Source organism: Microbulbifer zhoushanensis (assembly GCF_021729055.1).
Lineage (GTDB): Bacteria > Pseudomonadota > Gammaproteobacteria > Pseudomonadales > Cellvibrionaceae > Microbulbifer > Microbulbifer zhoushanensis.
Map to the genome: position 1 here is coordinate 140,693 of NZ_JAJSAO010000005.1, position 20,177 is coordinate 160,869.

The window sequence follows — 20,177 nt, forward strand, 5'->3', positions numbered from 1 at the left end:
TTACCTCTGAAAAGAAAGCTGCGTTGCGGCGCATTATAAAACGATCACTGGCGGCTGCCCTACTCCCCCTCTACCCCTTTCACCGAGCGCACCGTGTCCCAGTGCTTGCAGCTGGGGCACAGCCAGTGCAGCTGGTTGCCGGAAAAACCACAGTTATTGCAGCGATAGTGGGGACGGGAGGCAATCAGCTGGTCAATCAGGGTCTTGAGCAGGGAGAGGTTCTCCCGCGCGCGCCCCTCGGTGCTGTCGATATGCAGGTCCAGGAAGTGCCCCAGCCCCCGCAGGGAGGGACGCTCGGCCAGCTGGCGCCCCATAAATTCCGCCGCTTCTGCCTCACTCTTCTGGCGCTCGATGCGCTCTGTCAGCTTGATCAGTACGCTGTTGGTGGGGTGCTCCCGCAGTAGCTGCTCCAGGTAGCGGTCGAGCCCGGCCTCGTCGCCCAGGGACTCGTAGCAGGTGGTCAGCAGGTCGAGGATCTCGGGCACATAGTCGGGATTCTGCCGCGGGATCCTCTGCAGGGCCTTGATGGCCTCTTCCGGGCGCCCCAGCAGGTACTCAAGTCGCGCCCACAGCAGGTTGCCGCGGGCCGAGCTGCGATCGTAACCCAGTGCCGCATCGATATGCTTGCGGGCACTCAGGTAATCCTTGCCGTTGATGGCATCCTCGGCCAGCTCGCAACAGAAGTGGGCCTGGATGGAGGCCCAGTCTTCCGGCATCCGCTTGAAACGGCGACCGTGCAGCAGGTTCACCGCGTGGATCGCCTTGGCCCATTCACGCTCGTCCCGGTAGACCTCCACCAGGTGCTCAAGGCTGGTATTGCGCAGATCCGGCGAGGACTCCACCAGCTCCTGCAGCAGGCGCTCGGCCCGGTCGAGCCAGCCGGCGGCAATATAGTCCCGGGCCAGCTCCAGCTGTGCCCGGTGCTGGCTGCTACGGGCCAGGCTGGGACGCGCCAGCAGGTTCTGGTGCACGCGGATGGCCTGGTCGTGCTCGCCGCGCTTGCGCAGCAGGTTGCCCAGGGCGAGATGGGTATCGAAGGTGGTGCTGCTCACCTCGAGCGAATCGATAAACTTGTCGATGGCGTCGCCGTGCTGCTCGCTCAGCAGGTAGTTCAGGCCCTGCACATAGGTGCGCGCAAGCGCCTGCTGCTGGTCGCTGCAGTCCGCCTTTTTTCTCAGGCTCCTGCGCCCCAGCAGCCAGCCAATCGCGATGGCAGCGAGCAGGAAAAAGAAAAAGGTGAGATCGGCCAAATCAGTCTCCGGACACCTTGCGGCGCACCGTGTAGAGTTCCTCTTCCGTGCGGTCCAGCTGTTTCTGTAATCCACGCACGCGGCGACGCTCGGCATAGAGTGGCAACAGGCTGACGATAAAGCCCAGCAGGACCCCGAACAGGAGAGCGCCGATCAACCAGAACCCCACACTGCCCTCCGGCATCACCAGGCCGGCAAACCGGGGCGCGATGCTCTGGGGGTTATCGACTGCGAAATAGACACCGATTGCGATACAGATAAGGGCCAGGGCCCCGTACAGGATACGCAATAGCCAGCGCAAGAATGACAAGGGAACCTCCGCCTCGGGCAAGGGCTAACAAATCAACGACGGCAAATACCGCCAATCATACTTCGGAGATGGTCTCTTCGTGCATGCGCTGGTTGACCCTGTCGCGCAATTCCTTACCGGGTTTGAAATGGGGCACATATTTACCTGCCAGTGCCACGGCGTCTCCCGTCTTGGGATTGCGGCCGGTGCGCGGTGCACGGTAGTGCAGGGAAAAACTGCCAAACCCGCGGATCTCGATCCTCTCTCCCTTGGCGAGGACATCCGACATGGAATCCAACATTACTTTGACCGCCAGCTCGACATCTTTGACTGGCAGCTGGTCCAACCTCAACGCAATCCTTTCGATCAGCTCGGACTTGGTCATGCGCCCCTAAACCTTGTGTAAGTCATTGATTATTCTAGATTAGAGGGCAATCATGTAACAGAAAGCCGGACTGGGCAACCCCAGTCCGGCTTTCTTATAACCCCAGGCAATCAGCCCGGGGGGATCAACAACCAGAGACTATCAGTCTTTGTTGTTCATCTGGGCCTTGATCAGGTCACCGATAGTCGCCGGCTGAACCTGCTCAGCCTGCTTCTTGCTGTGATCCTTGATGGCCTGCTTCTCGTCTTCCTGGTCCTTGGCTTTGATGGAGAGGCTGATCACGCGGTTCTTGCGATCCACGCTGGTGATCTTGGTCTCTACTTCTTCGCCTTCTTTCAGGACGTTGCGGGCATCTTCCACCTTGTCGCGGCTGATTTCGGAAGCGCGCAGTACGCCTTCGACTTCGTCCGCCAGGGTGATGACAGCCTGCTTGGCGTCAACTTCCTTGATGGTGCCCTTCACGATGGTGCCGCGATCATTGGCAGTCACGTAATCGGTGAACGGATCGGACTCCAGCTGCTTGATACCCAGGGAGATACGCTCGCGATCGGAGTCGATACCCAGGATAACGGTCTCGATCTCGTCGCCCTTCTTGAACTTGCGCACGGCGTCTTCGCCGGACTCGTTCCAGGAGATATCGGACAGGTGTACCAGGCCGTCGATGCTGCCGTCCAGGCCGATGAAGATACCGAAATCGGTGATGGACTTGATCTTGCCGGAAATCTTGTCGCCCTTGGCGTATTTACGCGCGAAGGCATCCCACGGGTTTTCCTGGCACTGCTTGATACCCAGGGAAATACGACGACGCTCTTCGTCGATATCCAGGATCATCACCTCGATCTCGTCGCCAACAGAGACGACCTTGGACGGGTGGATGTTCTTGTTGGTCCAGTCCATTTCGGAAACGTGTACCAGACCCTCGACGCCCTCTTCCAGCTCGGCGAAACAGCCGTAGTCGGTGAGGTTGGTCACAGTCGCTTTTACGCGGCTGTTTTCCGGGTAACGCTGCTTGATGGAGACCCACGGATCCTCGCCCAGCTGCTTCAGGCCCAGGGATACACGGCTGCGCTCGCGGTCGAACTTCAGAACCTTGACTTCGATCTCGTCGCCAACGTTCACGATCTCGCTCGGGTGCTTGATGCGCTTCCAGGCCATGTCGGTGATGTGCAGCAGGCCGTCGATACCGCCCAGGTCCACGAAGGCACCGTAGTCGGTCAGGTTCTTCACGATACCCTTGATGGTCATGCCTTCCTGCAGGCTTTCCAGCAGCGCTTCGCGCTCTTCGCTGTTGGCCGCTTCCATGACCGCACGACGGGAAACCACAACGTTGTTGCGCTTGGCGTCCAGCTTGATGACCTTGAACTCGAGCTCTTTGCCTTCCAGGTGGGCAGTGTCGCGCACCGGGCGCACATCTACCAGGGAACCCGGCAGGAACGCGCGGATGTTGGATACGTCGACGGTAAAGCCACCCTTGACCTTGCCGCTGATAACACCCTTGACCACTTCGTCGGCCGCGTGGGCAGCGTCGAGGATCTTCCAGGCTTCAGCGCGCTTGGCCTTCTCGCGGGACAGACGGGTTTCACCGAAACCGTCTTCAACTGCTTCCAGGGCTACCTGTACTTCGTCGCCCGGCTGCAGGCTTACTTCCCCGTTCTCGTCGGCGAACTGGGAAGCGGGGATAACACCTTCAGACTTCAGGCCGGCGTGTACAGTCACCCAGTCTTTGTCCACGTCGATTACCACACCGGTCACGATGGAACCGGGGGCCATTTCTACGCTTTTCAGGCTCTCTTCAAATAGATCAGCAAAGCTTTCGCTCATTACATTACCTATATAACTGGACCCAGCCGATGGCAACATTGAATTCTAGTCAACCGCCAGCAAAGGCCCCACCCGCGCTGCCAGCACGCGGGGTCAGATTACAACAACGGCCGGGCGATTCTGGCTGACCCCGGCCGTTGTCGTTGGAAATTCTTTCTGGGCTGTGGCCCCGGCGCAGTACCCTACCCGGTACCGATGCGCTCGCGAACCAATCCCATTACCTGCTGTAGCACACCGTCGATATCCACCCCGGTACTGTCCAGCTCAACCGCGTCTTCGGCGGGAGCCAGCGGGGAGGCCTCGCGGTTCATATCGCGCGCGTCACGGGCGCGGATGTCCTCCAGCAGGTCGCGGAGGCTAACAGAAACCCCTTTCTCCCGCAACTGCTCGAAGCGCCGCCGGGCGCGCTCTTCCGCGCTGGCGGTCAGGAAGACCTTGACCGGCGCGTCGGGAAAAACCGTGGTGCCCATATCGCGCCCATCCGCCACCAGCCCCGGGGACTGACGGAAGTCCCGCTGGCGCTGCAGCAAAGCCGCCCGCACACCGGGCATGGCCGCTACCTTCGATGCCGCCATGCTGACACGCTCCATGCGGATATCCCGGCTGACATCCCGCCCCTCCAGTATGGCGGCGGTGTCGCCATTGTGCAGTTCAAAGCGGATATCCAGGTTGGCGGCGATCTCCGTCAGCGTAGCCTCATCGCTCAGGTCGGCCTCGCGCTCCAGTGCCGCCAGGGCGGTAAGGCGGTACAGGGCGCCGGAATCCAGCAGGCTGTAGCCCAGCTGTTCCGCCAGCAGGCGGGCGATTGTCCCCTTGCCGGAGCCGCTGGGCCCGTCGATGGCCACCACCGGCGGCCACTGTTCAGTGTCTGTCATATTGTCGGGTGCTTCTGTCTGGTACTACTTCGCGGGGCGGCAGTCCTGCCACGGGCCGGGGCCACAGTGGTGGAACCGCCGCTACTCCTGCGCCAGGTTCATCCCGGCACGCTGTGCCAGGCGGACGAAATCCGGGAAGGATGTCGCCACGTTGGCACAATTCTGGATGCGAATGGTATCGCGTGCGCGCAAAGATGCCACCGCAAATGCCATGGCAATTCGGTGATCACCCAGGCTGTCGACTGTGCCGCCATCAAAAACCGCACCTTCGCCGGCGCCCTCTATCACGATTCCGTCCGGCGTCGGCTCTGCCCGCACACCCAGGATCTCGAGGCCGTCCGCCATTGCCTGGATACGGTCACTCTCCTTGACCCGCAGCTCCTCCGCGCCGGTGAGGACCGTCTTGCCCGCAGCGCAGGCCGCGGCGACAAACAGGGCCGGGAACTCGTCGATCGCCAGTGGCACCTGGGCCTCGGGGATACGGATCCCGGCCAGCGGCGCATGGCGCACCCGGATGTCCGCCACCGGCTCTCCACCCACCTCGCGGCGGTTGAGCAGCTCGATATCCGCCCCCATCGCCCGCAGGATATTGATCACGCCGTCGCGGGTGGGATTGATACCCACGTGCTCCAGCAAGACCTCGGACTCCGGCGCGATGGCCGCCGCCACCATGAAGAAGGTGGCGGAGCTGATATCCGCCGGCACATCGATACGGCCGCCCCGCAGGCGCCCGCCACCGCGCAGGCTGGCCCGGGGCCCGTCGCGCTGCACCTCGTAACCAAAGCCCGTGAGCATCCGCTCGGTATGGTCGCGGGTCGGCGCCGGTTCGGTGGTGCTGGTCTCGCCCTCGGCATACAGGCCCGCCAGCAGCACACAGGACTTTACCTGGGCACTGGCCATGGGCAGCCTGTAATCGATACCGTGCAGCTCGCGGCCGCCGGTAATTTTCAGGGGCGGGCGCCCCTCCGGCCCGGTCCCGATCTCGGCCCCCATTTCCCGCAGCGGGTCGGCGACCCGGTTCATCGGGCGCTTCGACAGGGACTCATCGCCGGTCAGCGTGACATCGAAAGACTGCCCCGCCAGCAGGCCCGCCAGCAGGCGCATCGAGGTGCCGGAGTTACCCAGGTACAGGGGCCCCGGCGGTGCCTGCAGGCCGTGCAGGCCTACCCCGTGAATGACCACCCGGCCATTGTCTGGCCCCTCGATGACCACCCCCATATCGCGGAAGGCCTGCAGGGTGGCGAGCGCGTCCTCCCCCTCGAGGAACCCCTCCACCTCGGTCACTCCCTCCGCAAGGGAACCGAGCATAATCGAGCGATGGGACATGGATTTGTCACCGGGCACCCGCAGGCTGCCGGAAACCGCGCCGCCGGGGCGCGCGATAAAGGTCACTTCCTGTTCTTGCATATTTTCTGTGTACGCTTTCTTGGCCAACATTTTTGTAAAGTGATCCCGGGCCGCCTTGGCCCGGGTGAAGATGCCCATCAACCGGTCGCTGTCGCCGGTGGCGATGGCACCGCGCAGCTCGGAGAGATTGGCACTGTAGAGGTCGATCGCCGCCAGGATGGCATCGCGATTCGCCAGCATGATGTCCCGCCACATAGTGGGGTCACTGGAGGCGATCCGGGTAAAGTCGCGAAAGCCGCCAGCGGCATAACGGAAGATGTTCTCGTTCTCGGCATCGTGGGCCAGGGTGTCCACCAGCCCATAGGCGATCACGTGCGGCAGGTGGCTGGTGGCCGCCAGCACTTCGTCGTGCTCGCGCACCGGCATGGTCAGCACTTCCGCGCCCGCGGCCTGCCACATGCGCTCCACGCGCTGAAAGTGGCTTGCCGCGGTCTCCGCAAGCGGGGTGAGGATTACCCGGTGGGCGATATAGAGATCATCGCGGGCGGCGGTAACACCGCTCTGCTCGGACCCGGCAATGGGGTGCCCCGGCACCAGGAACTCCGGCAGGCGCCCCCACACCCGGCTCGCGGCTTCCACCACGCTGCCCTTGACGCTGGCACCATCCGTTACAGTGACCCCGGCCGGCAGCCTGTCGCGCAACACCTCGAATACGCCCTGCACTGCCAGAGTGGGCACAGCGACAAAAATCACGTCGCCCTCACCCAGCTCCGGCAACACGCTCTCGAGCGATACCTCCGCCCGGTCGACGATCCCCAGCTCAATCGCCTGCTCGCAGGTTTCCCTGCGCCGCGCCACGCCGATGACTTCGCGGCACGCCGCCGCGGTTTTCAGCGACAGTGCGAGACTGCCGCCGATCAGCCCGATACCCACCACCACCAGGCGGCCGACAATCGGCTCCGGCATCACAATACCCCGCGCGGGTAGGATCCCAGGACTTTCAGGTCTGCGGCGCGGGCACCAACGTCACTCAGGGCCTCGGCCACATCCGGGGCATCCCGGTGGCCGATAAAGTCGATAAAGAACACGTAGGTCCAGTTGCCCGATTGCGACGGGCGCGTCTCGACCCGCGTCAGGTCGATTTCATGGCGCTGGAATGGCGCCAGCAGGTCGTGCAGTGCACCGGGTTCATTGCGCATGGAGACCATCAGCGAGGTCTTGTCATCGCCGCTGGCAGGCACCTGCTCGGAACCGATGATCAGGAAGCGGGTTGAGTTGTCGGGGCGGTCCTCGATCTTTTCCGCCAGCACCTTCAGGCCGTAGAGCTCCGCCGCCATGTCACCGGCGATCGCTGCAGCATTCCACTCACCCTTGACCCGCTTGGCGGCCTCCGCATTACTGGCCACCGCCACCCGCTCCACGTGCGGATAATGGGCATCCAGCCACTTGCGGCACTGGGCCAGGCTCTGGGCATGGGAGTAGATGCGCGTGATGGCGTCGGGCCGCGTGATATCGGAGATCATCAGGTGGTGGTGGATGCGCAGCTCCACCTCGCCGCAGATGTGCAGGTTGGAGTGCATGAAGTTGTCGAGGGTGTGGTTGATCACCCCCTCGGTGGAATTCTCCACCGGCACCACGCCGTACGCCACTGCACCGGCCTCCACCTCGCGGAACACTTCATCGATGGCCGCCAGCGGCCGGCTCTCGGCGGAGTGGCCGAAGTGCTTGATCGCCGCCTGCTGGGTAAAGGTACCCTCAGGGCCCAGGTAGGCCACCTTGACCGGCTCTTCCAGTGCCAGGCAGGCGGACATGATCTCCCGGAACAGGCGCGCCATTTCCTCGTCGGTCAGGGGCCCCTTGTTGCGCTCCATGGCCCGCCGCAGGACCTGGGCCTCGCGCTCGGGACGGTAATACAGGGCGCTGGCCCCGGTGGCCTTCTTCACCTCGGCCACTTCCAGTGCGCACTCGGCACGGGCACTGATCAGTGCCGCGATCTTGCCGTCGATTTCGTCGATTCGATCACGCAGCGCAACCAGCCGCGGATCCGCATTCAAAGTTTTTTCAGACATCCCCTTGCTCACAATTTTCCCTGTTAATCACTCATCCCAACCGTTTTTCGAAGTCCGCCATAAACGCTACCAGCGCCTCTACGGCCTCGACCGGCACGGCGTTGTACAGCGACGCGCGCATGCCGCCCACCGAGCGGTGGCCCTTCAGGTTCAGCAGGCCGGCCGCCTCCGACTGCTCGAGGAAAGCCCGGTCCAGGCTGTCATCCGCAAGCACAAACGGCACATTCATGCGCGAGCGGCTTCCAGGCTCTACCGGACTCGAGTAAAAATCACTGGAATCGATAAAGTCGTACAGCATGGAGGACTTGTGGCGGCTTTCCGCCTCCATTGCGGCGACACCGCCACGCCCCTTCAGCCACTTGAACACGAGCCCCGACAGGTACCAGGCAAAAGTGGGCGGTGTGTTATCCATGGAGCCGGCATCCGCCGCCACCTTCCAGTTGAGGCTGCGGGGAATACCGTCCATTGCCCGGTCCAGCAGGTCGTCACGGACAATGCCCACCGCAATGCCGGATGGGCCGATATTCTTCTGCGCACCGGCGTAGATCATGCCGAATTTTTCCACCGGGATCGGTCGCGAGAGGATATTGGAGGACATATCCGCAACCAGCGGGCTGGATACCTCCGGCACATAATCAAACTCCACCCCGCCGATGGTTTCATTGGGCGTGTAATGAAAATAGGCGGCGTCATCACTCTCCTGCCAGCTGTCCGGGCCGGGGGCGTAGCTGAAGTTGCGATCCTCGCTGGATGCCACCACGTTGACCGGGCCGTAGCGGCGGGCCTCGGCGATTGCCTTCTTGGCCCACTGACCCGTGTAAATATAGTCGGCAACACGGCCCGGGCCGCCGAACAGGTTCCAGGGCACGGCACTGAACTGCGCCGTGGCGCCACCGTGCAGGAACAGGACCCGGTAATTTTCCGGAATGGCGAGCAGGTCGCGCAGGTCCTGCTCGGCGGTTTCTGCAACCTCGGTGAATTCCGGCGAGCGATGGCTCACCTCCATCACCGAGCAGCCACGACCACCCCAGTCGAGCAACTCTTCTTGCGCCTGTCGCAAAACCGGCTCCGGCAATGCAGCGGGACCGGCACAGAAATTGAATTTCCTCATCGATTGAATTCCAACACCTGAAAAAAATGGTTACAGAAAAAACTAGATAGATGGACGCAAAAACGGTAGTTACGTGAAAGGTCTATCACTGCAGAACGAGATTTTTAGTGCCCCTGAGTCGAAAAAGGCCGCGATAAATCGCAGCCTTTTTCGGGGAAGCCTGGAGCGGTCACTCTGTACCGCCCTCTTGCTCTTGCTCATCCTCGTCCTCACTCTCCTGGATTCGCGCCAGGCCCCGGACCCGCTCCCCTTCCTTCAACCGGATCACCCGCACGCCCTGGGTGTTGCGGCTGAGCAGGGAAACCTCGTCGACACGGGTGCGCACCAGGGTTCCCTGGTCGGTAATCAGCATGATCTCCTCACCCGGGTGCACCTGGCAGGCGCCCACCAGTTCGCCGTTGCGCTCACTCTCGGCGATGGCAATGACACCCTGGTTACCGCGGCCCTTGGTGGGGAAGTCCTCCAGCCGTGTACGCTTACCGTAGCCGTTTTCGGTCACGGTCATTACTGCGCCGTCCTCTTCCGGGATCACCATGGCGATCACGTACTTGCCCTCGGGCATACGGATACCGCGCACACCGCGTGAAACACGGCCCATGGAGCGCACATTGCTCTCGGAGAAACGCGCCGCCTTGCCGCCACTGGTCAACAGCATCACGTCGCGCTGGCCATCGGTGATGGCGGTGGCCACCAGGCGGTCGCCCTCTTCCAGCTCGATCGCGCGCAGGCCGACGGTGCGGGGGCGCGAGAAGGCCGGCAGCGGGGTCTTCTTCACCGTACCGTTGGCGGTGGCAAAGAAAATGTAGTGGTTCTCGTCGTATTCGGACACCGGCATCATGCTGCTGATACGCTCGTCGTCCTCCAGCGGCAGCATGTTGACCATCGGCCGCCCGCGGGAGGCGCGGCCGGCGGTGGGCACTTCGTAGACCTTGAGCCAGTACACCTTGCCCTTGTTGGAGAAGCACAGGATGGTGTCGTGGGAGTTCGCGATCAGCAGGTGCTCGACGAAGTCCTCGTCTTTCACCTGGGTGGCGGACTTGCCCATACCGCCGCGGCGCTGGGCCTGGTAGTCGGCCAGCGGCTGGCTCTTGGCGTAGCCGCCATGGGAAATGGTGACCACCTTGTCTTCCGGGGTGATCAGGTCCTCGACGGTCAGGTCCTGGCGGGAGGCCACGATCTCGGTGCGACGCTCATCGCCGAAGTCGCGCACCAGCTCTTCCAGCTCCTCGCGGATCACCTCCATCAGGCGCTCGAAACTACCCAGGATATGCAGGTACCCGGCGATCTGCTCCAGTCGCTCCTTGTACTCGGCCAGCAGCTTGTCGTGCTCCATGCCGGTCAGGCGGTGCAGGCGCAGCTCCAGGATCGCCTGGGCCTGGGCCGGCGACAGGTAATAGGAGCCGTCGTCGCGCATGCCAAACTCTGTCGGCAGGTCATCCGGGCGGCAGGCATCGGCGCCGGCGCGCTCCAGGAACTGCTGTACCTCGCCCACAGCCCAGCCCTTGGCCAGCAGCGCCTCACGGGCGTCCGCCGGGGTAGCCGAGGACTTGATCAGTTCGATCACCGGGTCGATGTTGGCGATGGCGATCGCCAGGCCCTCGAGGATATGCCCGCGCTCGCGCGCCTTGCGCAGCAGGTACACGGTGCGGCGGGTAACCACTTCCTGGCGGTGGCGGACAAAGTGCTCGAGCAGCTGCTTCAGGTCCAGCACCTTCGGCTGGCCGTCCACCAGCGCAACCATGTTGATGCCGAACACGCTTTCCAGCTGGGTCTGGGAATAGAGGTTGTTCAGGACCACGTCGCCCAGCTCGCCGCGCTTGAGCTCGATCACCACCCGCAGGCCGTCCTTGTCGGACTCGTCGCGCAGCTCGGAAATACCCTCGATCTTCTTGTCTTTCACCAGCTCGGCAATGCGCTCGATCAGGCGCGCCTTGTTCAGCTGGTAGGGGATCTCGTGAATTATGATGGTTTCTTTGTTGGCCTTGTCGTCGCGGACCACCTCGGCCTTGGCGCGCACATAGATACGCCCGCGACCGGTGCGGTAGGCCTGCAGGATACCGGCGCGGCCATTGATGATGGCGCCGGTGGGCAGGTCAGGACCGGGGATGTGCTCCATCAGCTCGTCGATGGTGACATCCGGGTTATCGATCAGGGCCAGGCAGGCCTTGACGACTTCGCCCATGTTGTGGGGCGGGATATTGGTTGCCATACCCACGGCGATACCGGAGGAACCGTTCACCAGCAGGTTGGGCACCCGCGACGGCAACACTTCCGGCATCTGCTCGGAACCGTCGTAGTTGTCGATGAAATTGACGGTTTCCTTGTCCAGGTCGGACAGCAGCTCGTGGGCGAGCTTGTCCATGCGGATCTCGGTGTAACGCATGGCGGCCGGGCTGTCGCCATCGATGGAGCCGAAGTTGCCCTGGCCGTCCACCAGCGTGTAGCGCATGGAAAAGGGCTGCGCCATGCGCACGATGGTGTCGTACACCGCGGAGTCACCGTGCGGGTGGTATTTACCGATGACATCACCGACTACACGCGCCGACTTCTTGTACGGCTTGTTCCAGTCGTTCTTGAGCTCGTTCATGGCGAAGAGTACGCGCCGGTGGACCGGCTTCAGGCCATCGCGCACGTCCGGTAGCGCGCGGCCCACGATAACGCTCATCGCATAGTCGAGATAGGACTGCTTGAGTTCTTCTTCGATATTGATCGGAGAGATTTCTTTGGCTAGCTCGCCCATATTTTTCCGGCATTCCTTAAATAGTTATCACCGCCGCCACAGCTCCCGGGGCCTGACTGCCAACAGGCATCCGCCAGCGGGCGCACAAGCCGCCCCATCACCGGGAGCCCGGGAATCGATCAAGCGCGCAATGTTATCACAATTGGCGCCCTGTAGGACGTTCCCTGTAACCACCGGTCACGGGCTTGTCCGCGCCCCCGGCCGCGGCTAGAGTCTACGGCCTGACCAACCGCCCCCAATCCCGCAAAAAGGCACCGCAATGCAACCCTCCAGGCCCCAGCACCAGCACCAGCAGATTGACACCCTGATATACGCCCGCTGGATCATCCCGGTGATACCCGCTGGGCGGGTCTACGAGGACTGCGCACTGGCTGTGGATGGCGGCCGGATCGCCGCCCTGCTGCCCGCCGCCGAGGCGAGCAGTCGCTACAGCGCCGCCGAGGAAGTCCACCTGGGGCAGCACGCGCTGATCCCGGGGCTGGTCAACACCCACACTCACGCCGCCATGAGCCTGCTGCGGGGCTTCGCCGACGACCGCCCGCTGATGGAATGGCTGCAGCAGCATATCTGGCCCACCGAGCAGAAGTGGGTGGAGCCCGGCTTTGTCGCCGATGGCAGCCGCCTGGCCATCGCCGAGATGCTGCGCTCGGGCACCACCACCTTCTCCGACCAGTATTTCTTCCCCGAGTCCACCGCCGAGGTGGCGCGGGAAGCCGGCATCCGGGCCCAGATTGCCTTCCCCGTGATCGACTTTCCCACCCCCTGGAGCCGCGATGGCGAGGATGCCGTGCAGAAAGGCCTGGCACTGCGGGACGATTATCGCTCCCACGAGCGCATCGATGTGGTATTCGCCCCCCACGCCCCGTATACCGTGGGCGATGCGACCCTGGAAAAGATCGCCGTCTACGCCGCCGAGGCGCAGGTACCGGTACAGATGCACCTGCACGAGACCACCGGCGAGGTGGAACGCGCGCTGGCGGAGTCCGGTGAGCGCCCCACCGAGCGCCTGGCCCGCCTGGGGCTGCTGACTCCCCAGACACTCTGCGTGCACATGACCGCCACCAGCGACCGGGACATCGAGCTGCTACAGGAGAGTGGCGCCCATGTGGCGCACTGCCCCAGGTCCAACCTGAAGCTGGCCTCGGGCTTCTGCCCGGCCGCGCAGCTGCTCGACAGCGGCATCAATGTGGCCCTGGGTACGGACGGCGCGGCCAGTAACAACAGCCTCGACCTGCTGGCCGAGGCCAACACCGCGGCGCTGCTGGCCAAGGCGGTCAGCGGCCGCGCGGAGGCGCTGCCCGCCCAGCAGGCGCTGGCAATGGCCACCATCAACGGCGCCCGCGCGCTGGGCATCGACCACGTCATCGGCAGCCTGGAGCCGGGCAAGTCCGCCGACCTGGCCGCGGTCGACCTCGGCGGCCTGGAGCAGCAACCCCTGCACGACCCGGTATCCCAGCTGGTGTACACCGGCAACGGCCACAATGTCAGTGACGTGTGGGTCAGCGGCCGGCCGCTGATGCGCCGGCGGGAACTGCTGAGTCTCAACGAGACCGATGTGATTCTCCGGACACGCTACTGGCGTGATAGAATCGCGGGCGAGATACGCTGAAGCACCGGCGCCGGCCGGGAGCAAATCGCGTTGCAAGTTGTCTGAAACCCGGGCCCAGGGCACCGGGCCATGACTGGAAGAGTGAATGACCAACGTTGATCCGGCGGAAATCGCCAAATTCGAGCAACTGGCCAGCCGCTGGTGGGACCGCGAGGGCGAGTTCAAGCCCCTGCACGAGATCAACCCCCTGCGCGCCAATTACATTGACAGCCGGGCCCCGGTGGCCGGCCGGTCACTGCTGGACGTGGGCTGCGGCGGTGGCATCCTCACCGAGGCCATGGCCCAACGCGGTGCGGCAGTCACGGGCATCGATATGGGCGAGGCACCCCTGAAGGTGGCCCGGCTCCACGCCCTGGAAAGCGGCACAGAGGTGGATTACCAGCGCATCCCGGTGGAAGAGCTGGCGGAAAAGCAGCCGGAAAGTTTCGATATCGTGACCTGCCTGGAGATGCTGGAGCATGTCCCCGATCCCGCCTCGGTGGTACGGGCCTGCGCCAGGCTGGTAAAACCCGGCGGCCAGCTGTTCTTCTCCACCATCAACCGCACCCCCAAGGGCTGGCTCTTTGCCGTGGTGGGCGCGGAATACGTATTGCGGCTGCTGCCCAAGGGCACCCACGAGTACGGCAAGTTCATCCGCCCCTCGGAGCTGGGCGCCTGGCTGCGTGACGCGGACCTGGAGCTGCGCGACATCACCGGCATGACCTACAATCCCGTCACCCGCAACTACAGGCTGAATCCTCGGGATGTGGACGTGAACTACCTGGTTCACGCCACGAAAATGCAGTAACTCCCCCGGAAGTACCATGAAAGCAGTATTGTTTGACCTCGACGGCACCCTTTTTGACACCGCACCCGACTTTATCGTGGTGTTGAACCAGCTGCGCCAGCAGGAAAAGATGCCGCCACTGCCGGCGGACCAGATCCGCGCCGTGGTTTCCAACGGTGCCGGCGCCATGGTGTCCCTGGGCTTTGGCCGGGATGCCAGTGACCCGGCGTTTGAGGTCCTGCGCCAGCGTTTCCTCGACCTCTACCTGACCCACCTGGCGGTGGAGACCGTGCTTTTCCCGGGTATTGAAGAACTGCTGGGACAGCTGGCAGCCAACGATATCGCCTGGGGCGTCGTGACCAATAAGCCGGCCACCTACACGGTGCCGCTGATGGAAGCCTTCTCCCACCTGCCGGAACCCGGCGCAGTGGTCTGCCCCGACCATGTGACCAACCGCAAGCCGCATCCCGAGCCCATCCTGCTGGCCTGCTCGCAGATCGGCTGCGAACCCACCGAAGCCATTTACGTGGGGGACCACGTGCGGGATATCGAGGCTGGACGCGCCGCCGGCATGCCTACCATCGCCTGCAGCTACGGCTATATCGATGCCGGCGACAGTGCCGCCAACTGGAATGCGGACCACCTGGTGGAGTCGGCCGGTGATATCTGGCCCCTGCTGAAGGAAAGCTACCTCCGGGCCTGATTCGCCCCGGCGCCCCTAACAACGAAAGGACAGGAGACAGGACTCCCCATGCCCGAAACTATCGGCGACTACTCCCCCGCCCCGGACCTGCTCCGGGACAAGGTTATCCTGGTCACCGGCGCCGGTGATGGCATCGGCCGCACCGCCGCCAGGACCTTTGCCGCCCACGGCGCCACGGTGATCCTGCTGGGACGCACGACCCAGAAGCTGGAGCAGGTGTACGACGAAATCGAGGCCGCCGGCGGGCCGCAACCGGCGATCTTCCCCATGGACCTGGCACAGGCCCGGATCGAGAACTTCGAGCATTTCGCCGAAGCGGTAGACCAGGAATTCGGGCGCCTGGACGGGCTGCTGCACAATGCCAGCCTGCTGGGACAACGCACGCCCATCGCCAACTACCACTACGGCACCTGGGAACAGGTCATGCAGGTCAACGTGAATGCGGCGTTCGGCCTCACCAAGACCCTGTTGCCCATGCTGGAAAAATCCGAAGCCGGCTCCATCGTATTCACCAGCTCCAGCGTGGGCCGCAAGGGGCGCGCCTTCTGGGGAGCCTACGCGGTGTCCAAGTTCGCCACCGAGGGCCTGATGGAGGTGCTGGCCGATGAGATGGACGGGGTTTCCAGCATCCGCGTCAACAGCATCAACCCCGGTGCCACCCGCACCAATATGCGGGCGGCAGCCTACCCTGCCGAGGATCCCAAGGGCGTGACCGCGCCGGAAGACCTTATGCCCACCTACCTGTACCTGATGGGGGACGACAGCCGCGACGTCAACGGGCGGCAGTTCAACGCCCAGGGCTAAGGCTAAGCGCTTCCGGGAGACCCGGGCGCTACCCGCCAGGGCGGGTAGCGCCGGTTATCACCGGCCCGGTATAACTTGACCTTGTTGCCAGCCGGGTCAAACAACACAGCCTCCCGCCACAACCAGGGCATGTCCTGTGGCAACTGGGTAAACTCTATTCCCCGCTCCCGCAGCACGGCCACCCGCTCGTCCAGGTCTTCCAACTCAAAATAGATGACCGCGCCATTACAAAACTCCCCCTCCGCCAGGGCGAGTGAGAATGTCGCGCCGCCATGCGGGCACTCGAAGCGCGCATAGTGCGGGGTATCGACGATCTGGGTAAATCCCAGGCGGCGATAGAAGAGGCAGGACACGGCCATGTCGGAAGCCGGGAGTGTTACCTGGTTGAGATTCATGGAGGTGGCTCCAGTTTGCCGGTGGCGGGTTTTCGCCGGACAAAAAAATACCCGGGCCTGGCCCGGGTATTCTCGGTGAGGGAGGGATATCCCGCGATATGCCATCACTCCTCGGGCATTTCGTCCATCACCTCTTCAGCAGCCTCTTCCGCTTCATCAGCCACGGTGTCCGCGGCTTCCTCGGCGGCGTCCATGGACTCTTCCGCCATTTCCTCGGCGGCATCCATGGTTTCCTCGGCCATTTCTTCAGCTTCCTCGGCCATATTTGCCGGGTCAGCAAAAACGTCGCCTTCGGCGCCCGCCATGTCATTGGAGGCCATTACGCCTTCCTCTGCCTTTTCGGCGGTTTCCTCAACCGCAGCCCCGGCCTCTTCAACCGCAGATTCAACTTCCTGCGCGATATCGGCCTCGGGCGCCGCCTGCTGGTTCTGGTAGTAAAGATAGCCACCGACCGCGGCAATTACGATTGCTGGAATAATGAGCTTTTTCATTTTCCGACCCCTGAATAGCGTGAATTTATGGTTATTGAGTGGCTTATTGTTCCATGTCACCCGGGCTCGGGACGTGACTCAAAGCACATTTTCATTTGTCAGGGACACACTTTATCGGCAGAATTTCCGCCAAATGAATGGAATGACGGTACCCATGCGCAAGATCACCCTCCTCGCCCTCCTGGCCCTGTGCCCCGCCCTCGCCCAGGCAGATCCCCTGCCACAACAGTTGCGCGACTGCGCCGGGATTGAGGCGGACGCAGAGCGACTTGCCTGCTTTGACCGGGTGGCCGGCTCCCTGGATGAACTGGCCAGGAAGAACTTCGGCAAAGAGCAGGAGGCCGCCACCAGAGAGGCGCCCGAGTCCATTGTCGCGACCATAGAGAAGGTCGAGGAAGGGGCGTACGGCAAACACATTTTCTACCTGGAGAACGGCCAGGTCTGGCGACAGAATGACAGCAAGTTTGTCAGCTGGGAAGCGGGCCAGCAGGTGGAAGTGGATCGCGGCCTGTTTGGCTCTTTCTTCATGCGCGATGCCGATGGAGGCCGCTCTATCCGCGTAAAGCGCGTTCGCTGAACTCCCGCCTGGGCCACCCGGTAACGACCGCCGGCACCAACTCCGGCAAGGGGCGGGCAGCAGGCTACGCTTCCTGCAGAGCAGGAAGAAAATGGTGTCCAGATGCCGGGGAGCTCCCCTGTCCCGCTGATCGGCCTGTGCCTGCTGTGGTTGATCCCCGGCAGCGCCTGGGCGGCCACGCAAGCCTATACCATCGACCCGGGCCAATCCGACCTGCACTGGCGCGTCTACCGCAGCGGCCCGCTGGGCCGGCTGGGCCACAACCACGTCATCGCCGCCCACGGCCTCTCCGGCCAGGTGGACCTCGCCCCGGACGGCAGCGCCCGCTTTAACCTGGCATTCCCGGTATCCCGCCTGGAGGTCGATAATCCCGTACTGCGCCGCCGCTATGGGCCCGACTTCGATTCCGGCCTCTCTGCCCGCGACAGGGCCGCCACCCGGGCCAATATGCTCGGCCCCGCACTACTCAACAGCGCGCGCTTCGGACAGATCCGCCTCAGCGGCAGCGCCAGCATTCCCACCGGCCGAGGCCCGCACCAGCTCACCATACCGGCGGACATTACCATCGCCGGCCGGCGGGTCCGCGTGCTGGTGCCGGCCACCGTGCAGCGCACAGGCCGGGGCCTGCGAGCCCGGGGGAACTTCAGCCTCACTCACCGCCAGCTGGGACTGCGGCCATTCAGCGCCGCCATGGGGGCGCTGCGGGTCGCGGAGCGCATCGATTTCACTTTCGATATCCAGGCGCAGGGACCACGCCCAGCCCATTCCCGGCGGGAGTGAAACAAAACCTTTCGGTCACCAATAGTCCGGCGCACCATTCAACACTCTTCTATATTCAATGAAGAAACAGGCGCCATCGCCCTTCACGGGCCGGCGTGCTGTCAGTCACAAGGCCAACAGAAGGTGTAGTCACTTGTCCCGCGAAAACTTTCACTCAAGGGATGAAGCATGGCTGAAGGACACAGACGAGTCATTCTCCCGCGATGCTGACGCGGAAGGTACCGAAAGCCCCGTCGAATCTGCCGCGCCGGCAGGGAAAGACGAACCTGCCCGGGAGGATCGCACGGCGGAGAGCGGCGGCTCACCGATGCAGAATTACCTCAAGCACCTGTATCGGCTGCAGCTCCTGACCCCCGAGGAGGAAAACACCACCACGTCCCTGCTCCGCGAGCTGGAGGACAAGTTGATTGCCCTGCTGCAAAAACGCGGCACGGAACTGGTGGAGTTACGCAGCGAAGGGGTCGAACAGCGCGGCAGCACCGGGGCCTACGACCATGGGCTGATTATCGCCCGCGCCCGCGAGCTGCTCGATACCGGCAAACTGTCCCGGCGCGACCGCAGTTCCCTGCAAAGCCTGCTGCGGCGATTCCAGGAACAGCGCAAGAAACTCATCCAGTGCAACCTACGGCTGGTCATCGCCATCGCCAAACGCTTCCGCAACCCGGCAGTGCCTTTTATTGACCTGATCCAGGAGGGCAACGTCGGGCTGATGAAAGCCATCGAGCGCTTCAAGCCGCAGATGGGCTACCGCTTTTCCACCTATGCGTACTGGTGGATCCAGCAGGAAATCCAGCTCGCCCTGCGCCGCAACGATGACCTGGTGCGCCAACCGGCCAATGTGCAGGATGACCTGCGCGCTATCTACCGGGCCATCGCCGAAGTGCGGGCTGAGGGCCTCCCGGCATCGGACGAGAACCTGGCGCAACACACCGGGCTCGACCTGGAGCGCGTCCAGAGCCTGCTCAAGCTACCCGGCCCCACGGGCTCCCTCGATGAGCCGGTGGCCGAGGACCAGAGCAGTACGCGCCTCGACTACGCGCCGGCGGACGAGCTCTACAACACCGATGAACTGGTCACCAACCAGGAACTGGCGGAGAGGTTGCGCGAGGCAGTGGCGCGCCTGCCGGCACGACAGCGCACCGTTCTCAACCTGCGCTATGGCCTGCTCTCTGACCGCGACTGCTCTTTCCGGGTCATCGGTGAACAGCTTGGGCTCAGCCAGGAACGCGCGCGCCAATTGCATTCCGACGCCTTGCGACAGCTCAAACGGCAGTGGCGCTGACGCGCCACCGCAACGCACCAGCCCCCCGACTGCCGCCACCGTGCCTTTTTGCACCGTGGCGGCACTCTGCGTTTGACGCGCCACTTGCCATCGCTGAATATCTGGCTAGGCTTTTCCCTGACCCGGGCCAGCAACCGTCATCGGGCCACCACGTAAATCGACCAATCAAGTGAGTTTCATGCGCGGAATCCCGCCCGCCCTTTTTCTCGGCACCCTGATCAACGCCGCCCCGGTCATGGCCGACCAGGAATTTATCATCAGTGCGGGCAAGGGCCTGGATAATACACTCATCCAGAGTGAGTCGATTTCCAGCGCTGAGATGGCCGGTTTCAGTTACGCCCATGACTTTGCCGGGTTCCAGTTTCGCTCGGGTCTGTGGCAATGGTGGGTACAGGGCAGTTATTCCCGGCTCTGGGAGCAGCACCTGGGGGAAGACCAGCACCAGGAGGTCCTCGAGCTGAAACCGGTGTTGCGCTGGTATCCCGGCGGCAACCACCATGGTCTCTTTGCCGAGGCCGGCGTCGGCGCCGCCTACCTGACGCACAAGAGTTTCGGTGACATCGAGTTGACCACGAAACCCAACTTTGCCCTGCACTTTGTCGGCGGTTACCGCCTGCCCGGTGGCTGCTCTGTGTCCTTGCGCTACAGCCACTTCTCCAACGCCTACACCAACACCCCCAACCCGGGCTTCGATTTCGCCTCCATCAACTGGCATTTTTCTTTCTGACCAGCAATCCCGGCGATTGCCGGTAATCGCCCGACACGCCCTCCCCCAGGCACCAACACTGCGGTAACAAAAGCGTCATCCGCCGATCACCGTATTGTCACCGCGACCACCGAGAATATTTAACAACTGAAGGATGAAGCAGCAATTCCGCCCTGT

General features: G+C 63.3%; 19 protein-coding genes. 8 read left to right on the forward strand and 11 right to left on the reverse strand.

What is annotated here, in order from left to right; genetic code table 11:
• Positions 1–59: 59 nt before the first annotated feature.
• The 9 genes from lapB to gyrA all read right to left on the reverse strand — a co-directional run bounded on the left by lapB (position 60) and on the right by gyrA (position 11,887).
• Positions 60–1,250, reverse strand: coding sequence for a lipopolysaccharide assembly protein LapB (gene lapB / locus LVD10_RS11415; RefSeq protein ID WP_232941754.1), 1,191 nt, complete (start codon positions 1,248–1,250; stop codon positions 60–62).
• 1 nt (position 1,251) lies between these two features.
• Positions 1,252–1,560, reverse strand: coding sequence for a LapA family protein (locus LVD10_RS11420; RefSeq protein ID WP_237063714.1), 309 nt, complete (start codon positions 1,558–1,560; stop codon positions 1,252–1,254).
• A gap of 55 nt (positions 1,561–1,615) precedes the next feature.
• Positions 1,616–1,924 carry an integration host factor subunit beta gene (gene ihfB, locus LVD10_RS11425; RefSeq protein ID WP_232941752.1) on the reverse strand — a complete coding sequence of 103 codons (309 nt, stop codon included), beginning with the start codon at positions 1,922–1,924 and terminating at the stop codon, positions 1,616–1,618.
• A 141-nt stretch (positions 1,925–2,065) separates the two neighbouring features.
• Positions 2,066–3,745 (reverse strand): 30S ribosomal protein S1, encoded by a 1,680-nt coding sequence (gene rpsA / locus LVD10_RS11430; protein ID WP_232941751.1) that lies wholly within the window; start codon positions 3,743–3,745, stop codon positions 2,066–2,068.
• Positions 3,746–3,927: 182 nt separating this feature from the next.
• Positions 3,928–4,620: a (d)CMP kinase gene (gene cmk, locus LVD10_RS11435; protein ID WP_237063716.1), complete on the reverse strand. Its 693-nt coding sequence runs from the start codon at positions 4,618–4,620 to the stop codon at positions 3,928–3,930.
• An 81-nt stretch (positions 4,621–4,701) separates the two neighbouring features.
• Positions 4,702–6,933: a bifunctional prephenate dehydrogenase/3-phosphoshikimate 1-carboxyvinyltransferase gene (locus LVD10_RS11440; protein ID WP_237063717.1), complete on the reverse strand. Its 2,232-nt coding sequence runs from the start codon at positions 6,931–6,933 to the stop codon at positions 4,702–4,704.
• The gene (pheA, locus tag LVD10_RS11445; RefSeq protein ID WP_237063718.1) at positions 6,933–8,036 is read right to left on the reverse strand and encodes a prephenate dehydratase; all 1,104 of its coding nucleotides are present in this window, start codon (positions 8,034–8,036) and stop codon (positions 6,933–6,935) included. The genes LVD10_RS11440 and pheA overlap by 1 nt, the downstream gene beginning before the upstream one ends.
• Before the next feature lie 31 nt (positions 8,037–8,067).
• Positions 8,068–9,147, reverse strand: coding sequence for a 3-phosphoserine/phosphohydroxythreonine transaminase (serC, locus tag LVD10_RS11450; protein WP_232941747.1), 1,080 nt, complete (start codon positions 9,145–9,147; stop codon positions 8,068–8,070).
• A 169-nt stretch (positions 9,148–9,316) separates the two neighbouring features.
• Positions 9,317–11,887, reverse strand: a complete 2,571-nt coding sequence (gyrA, locus tag LVD10_RS11455; RefSeq protein WP_232941746.1) for a DNA gyrase subunit A — start codon at positions 11,885–11,887, stop codon at positions 9,317–9,319.
• A 259-nt stretch (positions 11,888–12,146) separates the two neighbouring features.
• Here gyrA and LVD10_RS11460 point away from each other — a divergent pair, with 259 nt between their 5' ends.
• The 4 genes from LVD10_RS11460 (at position 12,147) to LVD10_RS11475 (ending at position 15,769) form a co-directional block, all read left to right on the forward strand.
• Complete coding sequence (locus LVD10_RS11460) at positions 12,147–13,496, forward strand: TRZ/ATZ family hydrolase (RefSeq protein WP_237063719.1); 1,350 nt, start codon at positions 12,147–12,149, stop codon at positions 13,494–13,496.
• Between the two features lie 85 nt (positions 13,497–13,581).
• Positions 13,582–14,283, forward strand: a complete 702-nt coding sequence (ubiG, locus tag LVD10_RS11465) for a bifunctional 2-polyprenyl-6-hydroxyphenol methylase/3-demethylubiquinol 3-O-methyltransferase UbiG (RefSeq protein WP_237063720.1) — start codon at positions 13,582–13,584, stop codon at positions 14,281–14,283.
• A gap of 16 nt (positions 14,284–14,299) precedes the next feature.
• Entirely contained in the window at positions 14,300–14,965 is a 666-nt protein-coding gene (locus LVD10_RS11470; protein WP_232941743.1) for an HAD-IA family hydrolase, read from the forward strand.
• A 48-nt stretch (positions 14,966–15,013) separates the two neighbouring features.
• Positions 15,014–15,769, forward strand: a complete 756-nt coding sequence (locus LVD10_RS11475; protein WP_237063721.1) for a YciK family oxidoreductase — start codon at positions 15,014–15,016, stop codon at positions 15,767–15,769.
• Positions 15,770–15,771: 2 nt separating this feature from the next.
• On the opposite strand, the gene LVD10_RS11480 is transcribed toward LVD10_RS11475, so the two are convergent.
• Together LVD10_RS11480 and LVD10_RS11485 are read right to left on the reverse strand one after the other, a co-directional pair.
• Complete coding sequence (locus tag LVD10_RS11480; protein ID WP_232941741.1) at positions 15,772–16,164, reverse strand: VOC family protein; 393 nt, start codon at positions 16,162–16,164, stop codon at positions 15,772–15,774.
• Between the two features lie 104 nt (positions 16,165–16,268).
• On the reverse strand, positions 16,269–16,655 hold the full coding sequence (locus LVD10_RS11485; protein WP_232941740.1) for a hypothetical protein: 387 nt from the start codon (positions 16,653–16,655) through the stop codon (positions 16,269–16,271).
• Between the two features lie 154 nt (positions 16,656–16,809).
• Here LVD10_RS11485 and LVD10_RS11490 point away from each other — a divergent pair, with 154 nt between their 5' ends.
• From LVD10_RS11490 to LVD10_RS11505, 4 genes are all read left to right on the forward strand, one after another.
• A complete protein-coding gene (locus tag LVD10_RS11490; protein ID WP_232941739.1) occupies positions 16,810–17,232 on the forward strand; it encodes a hypothetical protein in 423 nt (140 codons plus the stop codon).
• A gap of 102 nt (positions 17,233–17,334) precedes the next feature.
• A complete protein-coding gene (locus LVD10_RS11495; RefSeq protein ID WP_237063722.1) occupies positions 17,335–18,012 on the forward strand; it encodes a YceI family protein in 678 nt (225 codons plus the stop codon).
• Between the two features lie 133 nt (positions 18,013–18,145).
• Complete coding sequence (locus tag LVD10_RS11500) at positions 18,146–19,294, forward strand: sigma-70 family RNA polymerase sigma factor (RefSeq protein ID WP_232941737.1); 1,149 nt, start codon at positions 18,146–18,148, stop codon at positions 19,292–19,294.
• A 178-nt stretch (positions 19,295–19,472) separates the two neighbouring features.
• Entirely contained in the window at positions 19,473–20,021 is a 549-nt protein-coding gene (locus tag LVD10_RS11505; RefSeq protein ID WP_232941736.1) for an acyloxyacyl hydrolase, read from the forward strand.
• Positions 20,022–20,177: the final 156 nt, after the last annotated feature.

Coding starts and splice junctions, on each gene's coding strand:
- ihfB (WP_232941752.1), bottom strand. CDS start 1,924: ATGACCAAGTCCGAGCTGATCGAAAGGATTGCGTTGAGGTTGGACCAG.
- rpsA (WP_232941751.1), bottom strand. CDS start 3,745: ATGAGCGAAAGCTTTGCTGATCTATTTGAAGAGAGCCTGAAAAGCGTA.
- cmk (WP_237063716.1), bottom strand. CDS start 4,620: ATGACAGACACTGAACAGTGGCCGCCGGTGGTGGCCATCGACGGGCCC.
- LVD10_RS11440 (WP_237063717.1), bottom strand. CDS start 6,933: ATGCCGGAGCCGATTGTCGGCCGCCTGGTGGTGGTGGGTATCGGGCTG.
- pheA (WP_237063718.1), bottom strand. CDS start 8,036: ATGTCTGAAAAAACTTTGAATGCGGATCCGCGGCTGGTTGCGCTGCGT.
- serC (WP_232941747.1), bottom strand. CDS start 9,147: ATGAGGAAATTCAATTTCTGTGCCGGTCCCGCTGCATTGCCGGAGCCG.
- gyrA (WP_232941746.1), bottom strand. CDS start 11,887: ATGGGCGAGCTAGCCAAAGAAATCTCTCCGATCAATATCGAAGAAGAA.
- LVD10_RS11460 (WP_237063719.1), top strand. CDS start 12,147: ATGCAACCCTCCAGGCCCCAGCACCAGCACCAGCAGATTGACACCCTG.
- ubiG (WP_237063720.1), top strand. CDS start 13,582: ATGACCAACGTTGATCCGGCGGAAATCGCCAAATTCGAGCAACTGGCC.
- LVD10_RS11470 (WP_232941743.1), top strand. CDS start 14,300: ATGAAAGCAGTATTGTTTGACCTCGACGGCACCCTTTTTGACACCGCA.
- LVD10_RS11475 (WP_237063721.1), top strand. CDS start 15,014: ATGCCCGAAACTATCGGCGACTACTCCCCCGCCCCGGACCTGCTCCGG.
- LVD10_RS11480 (WP_232941741.1), bottom strand. CDS start 16,164: ATGAATCTCAACCAGGTAACACTCCCGGCTTCCGACATGGCCGTGTCC.
- LVD10_RS11485 (WP_232941740.1), bottom strand. CDS start 16,655: ATGAAAAAGCTCATTATTCCAGCAATCGTAATTGCCGCGGTCGGTGGC.
- LVD10_RS11490 (WP_232941739.1), top strand. CDS start 16,810: ATGCGCAAGATCACCCTCCTCGCCCTCCTGGCCCTGTGCCCCGCCCTC.
- LVD10_RS11495 (WP_237063722.1), top strand. CDS start 17,335: ATGCCGGGGAGCTCCCCTGTCCCGCTGATCGGCCTGTGCCTGCTGTGG.
- LVD10_RS11505 (WP_232941736.1), top strand. CDS start 19,473: ATGCGCGGAATCCCGCCCGCCCTTTTTCTCGGCACCCTGATCAACGCC.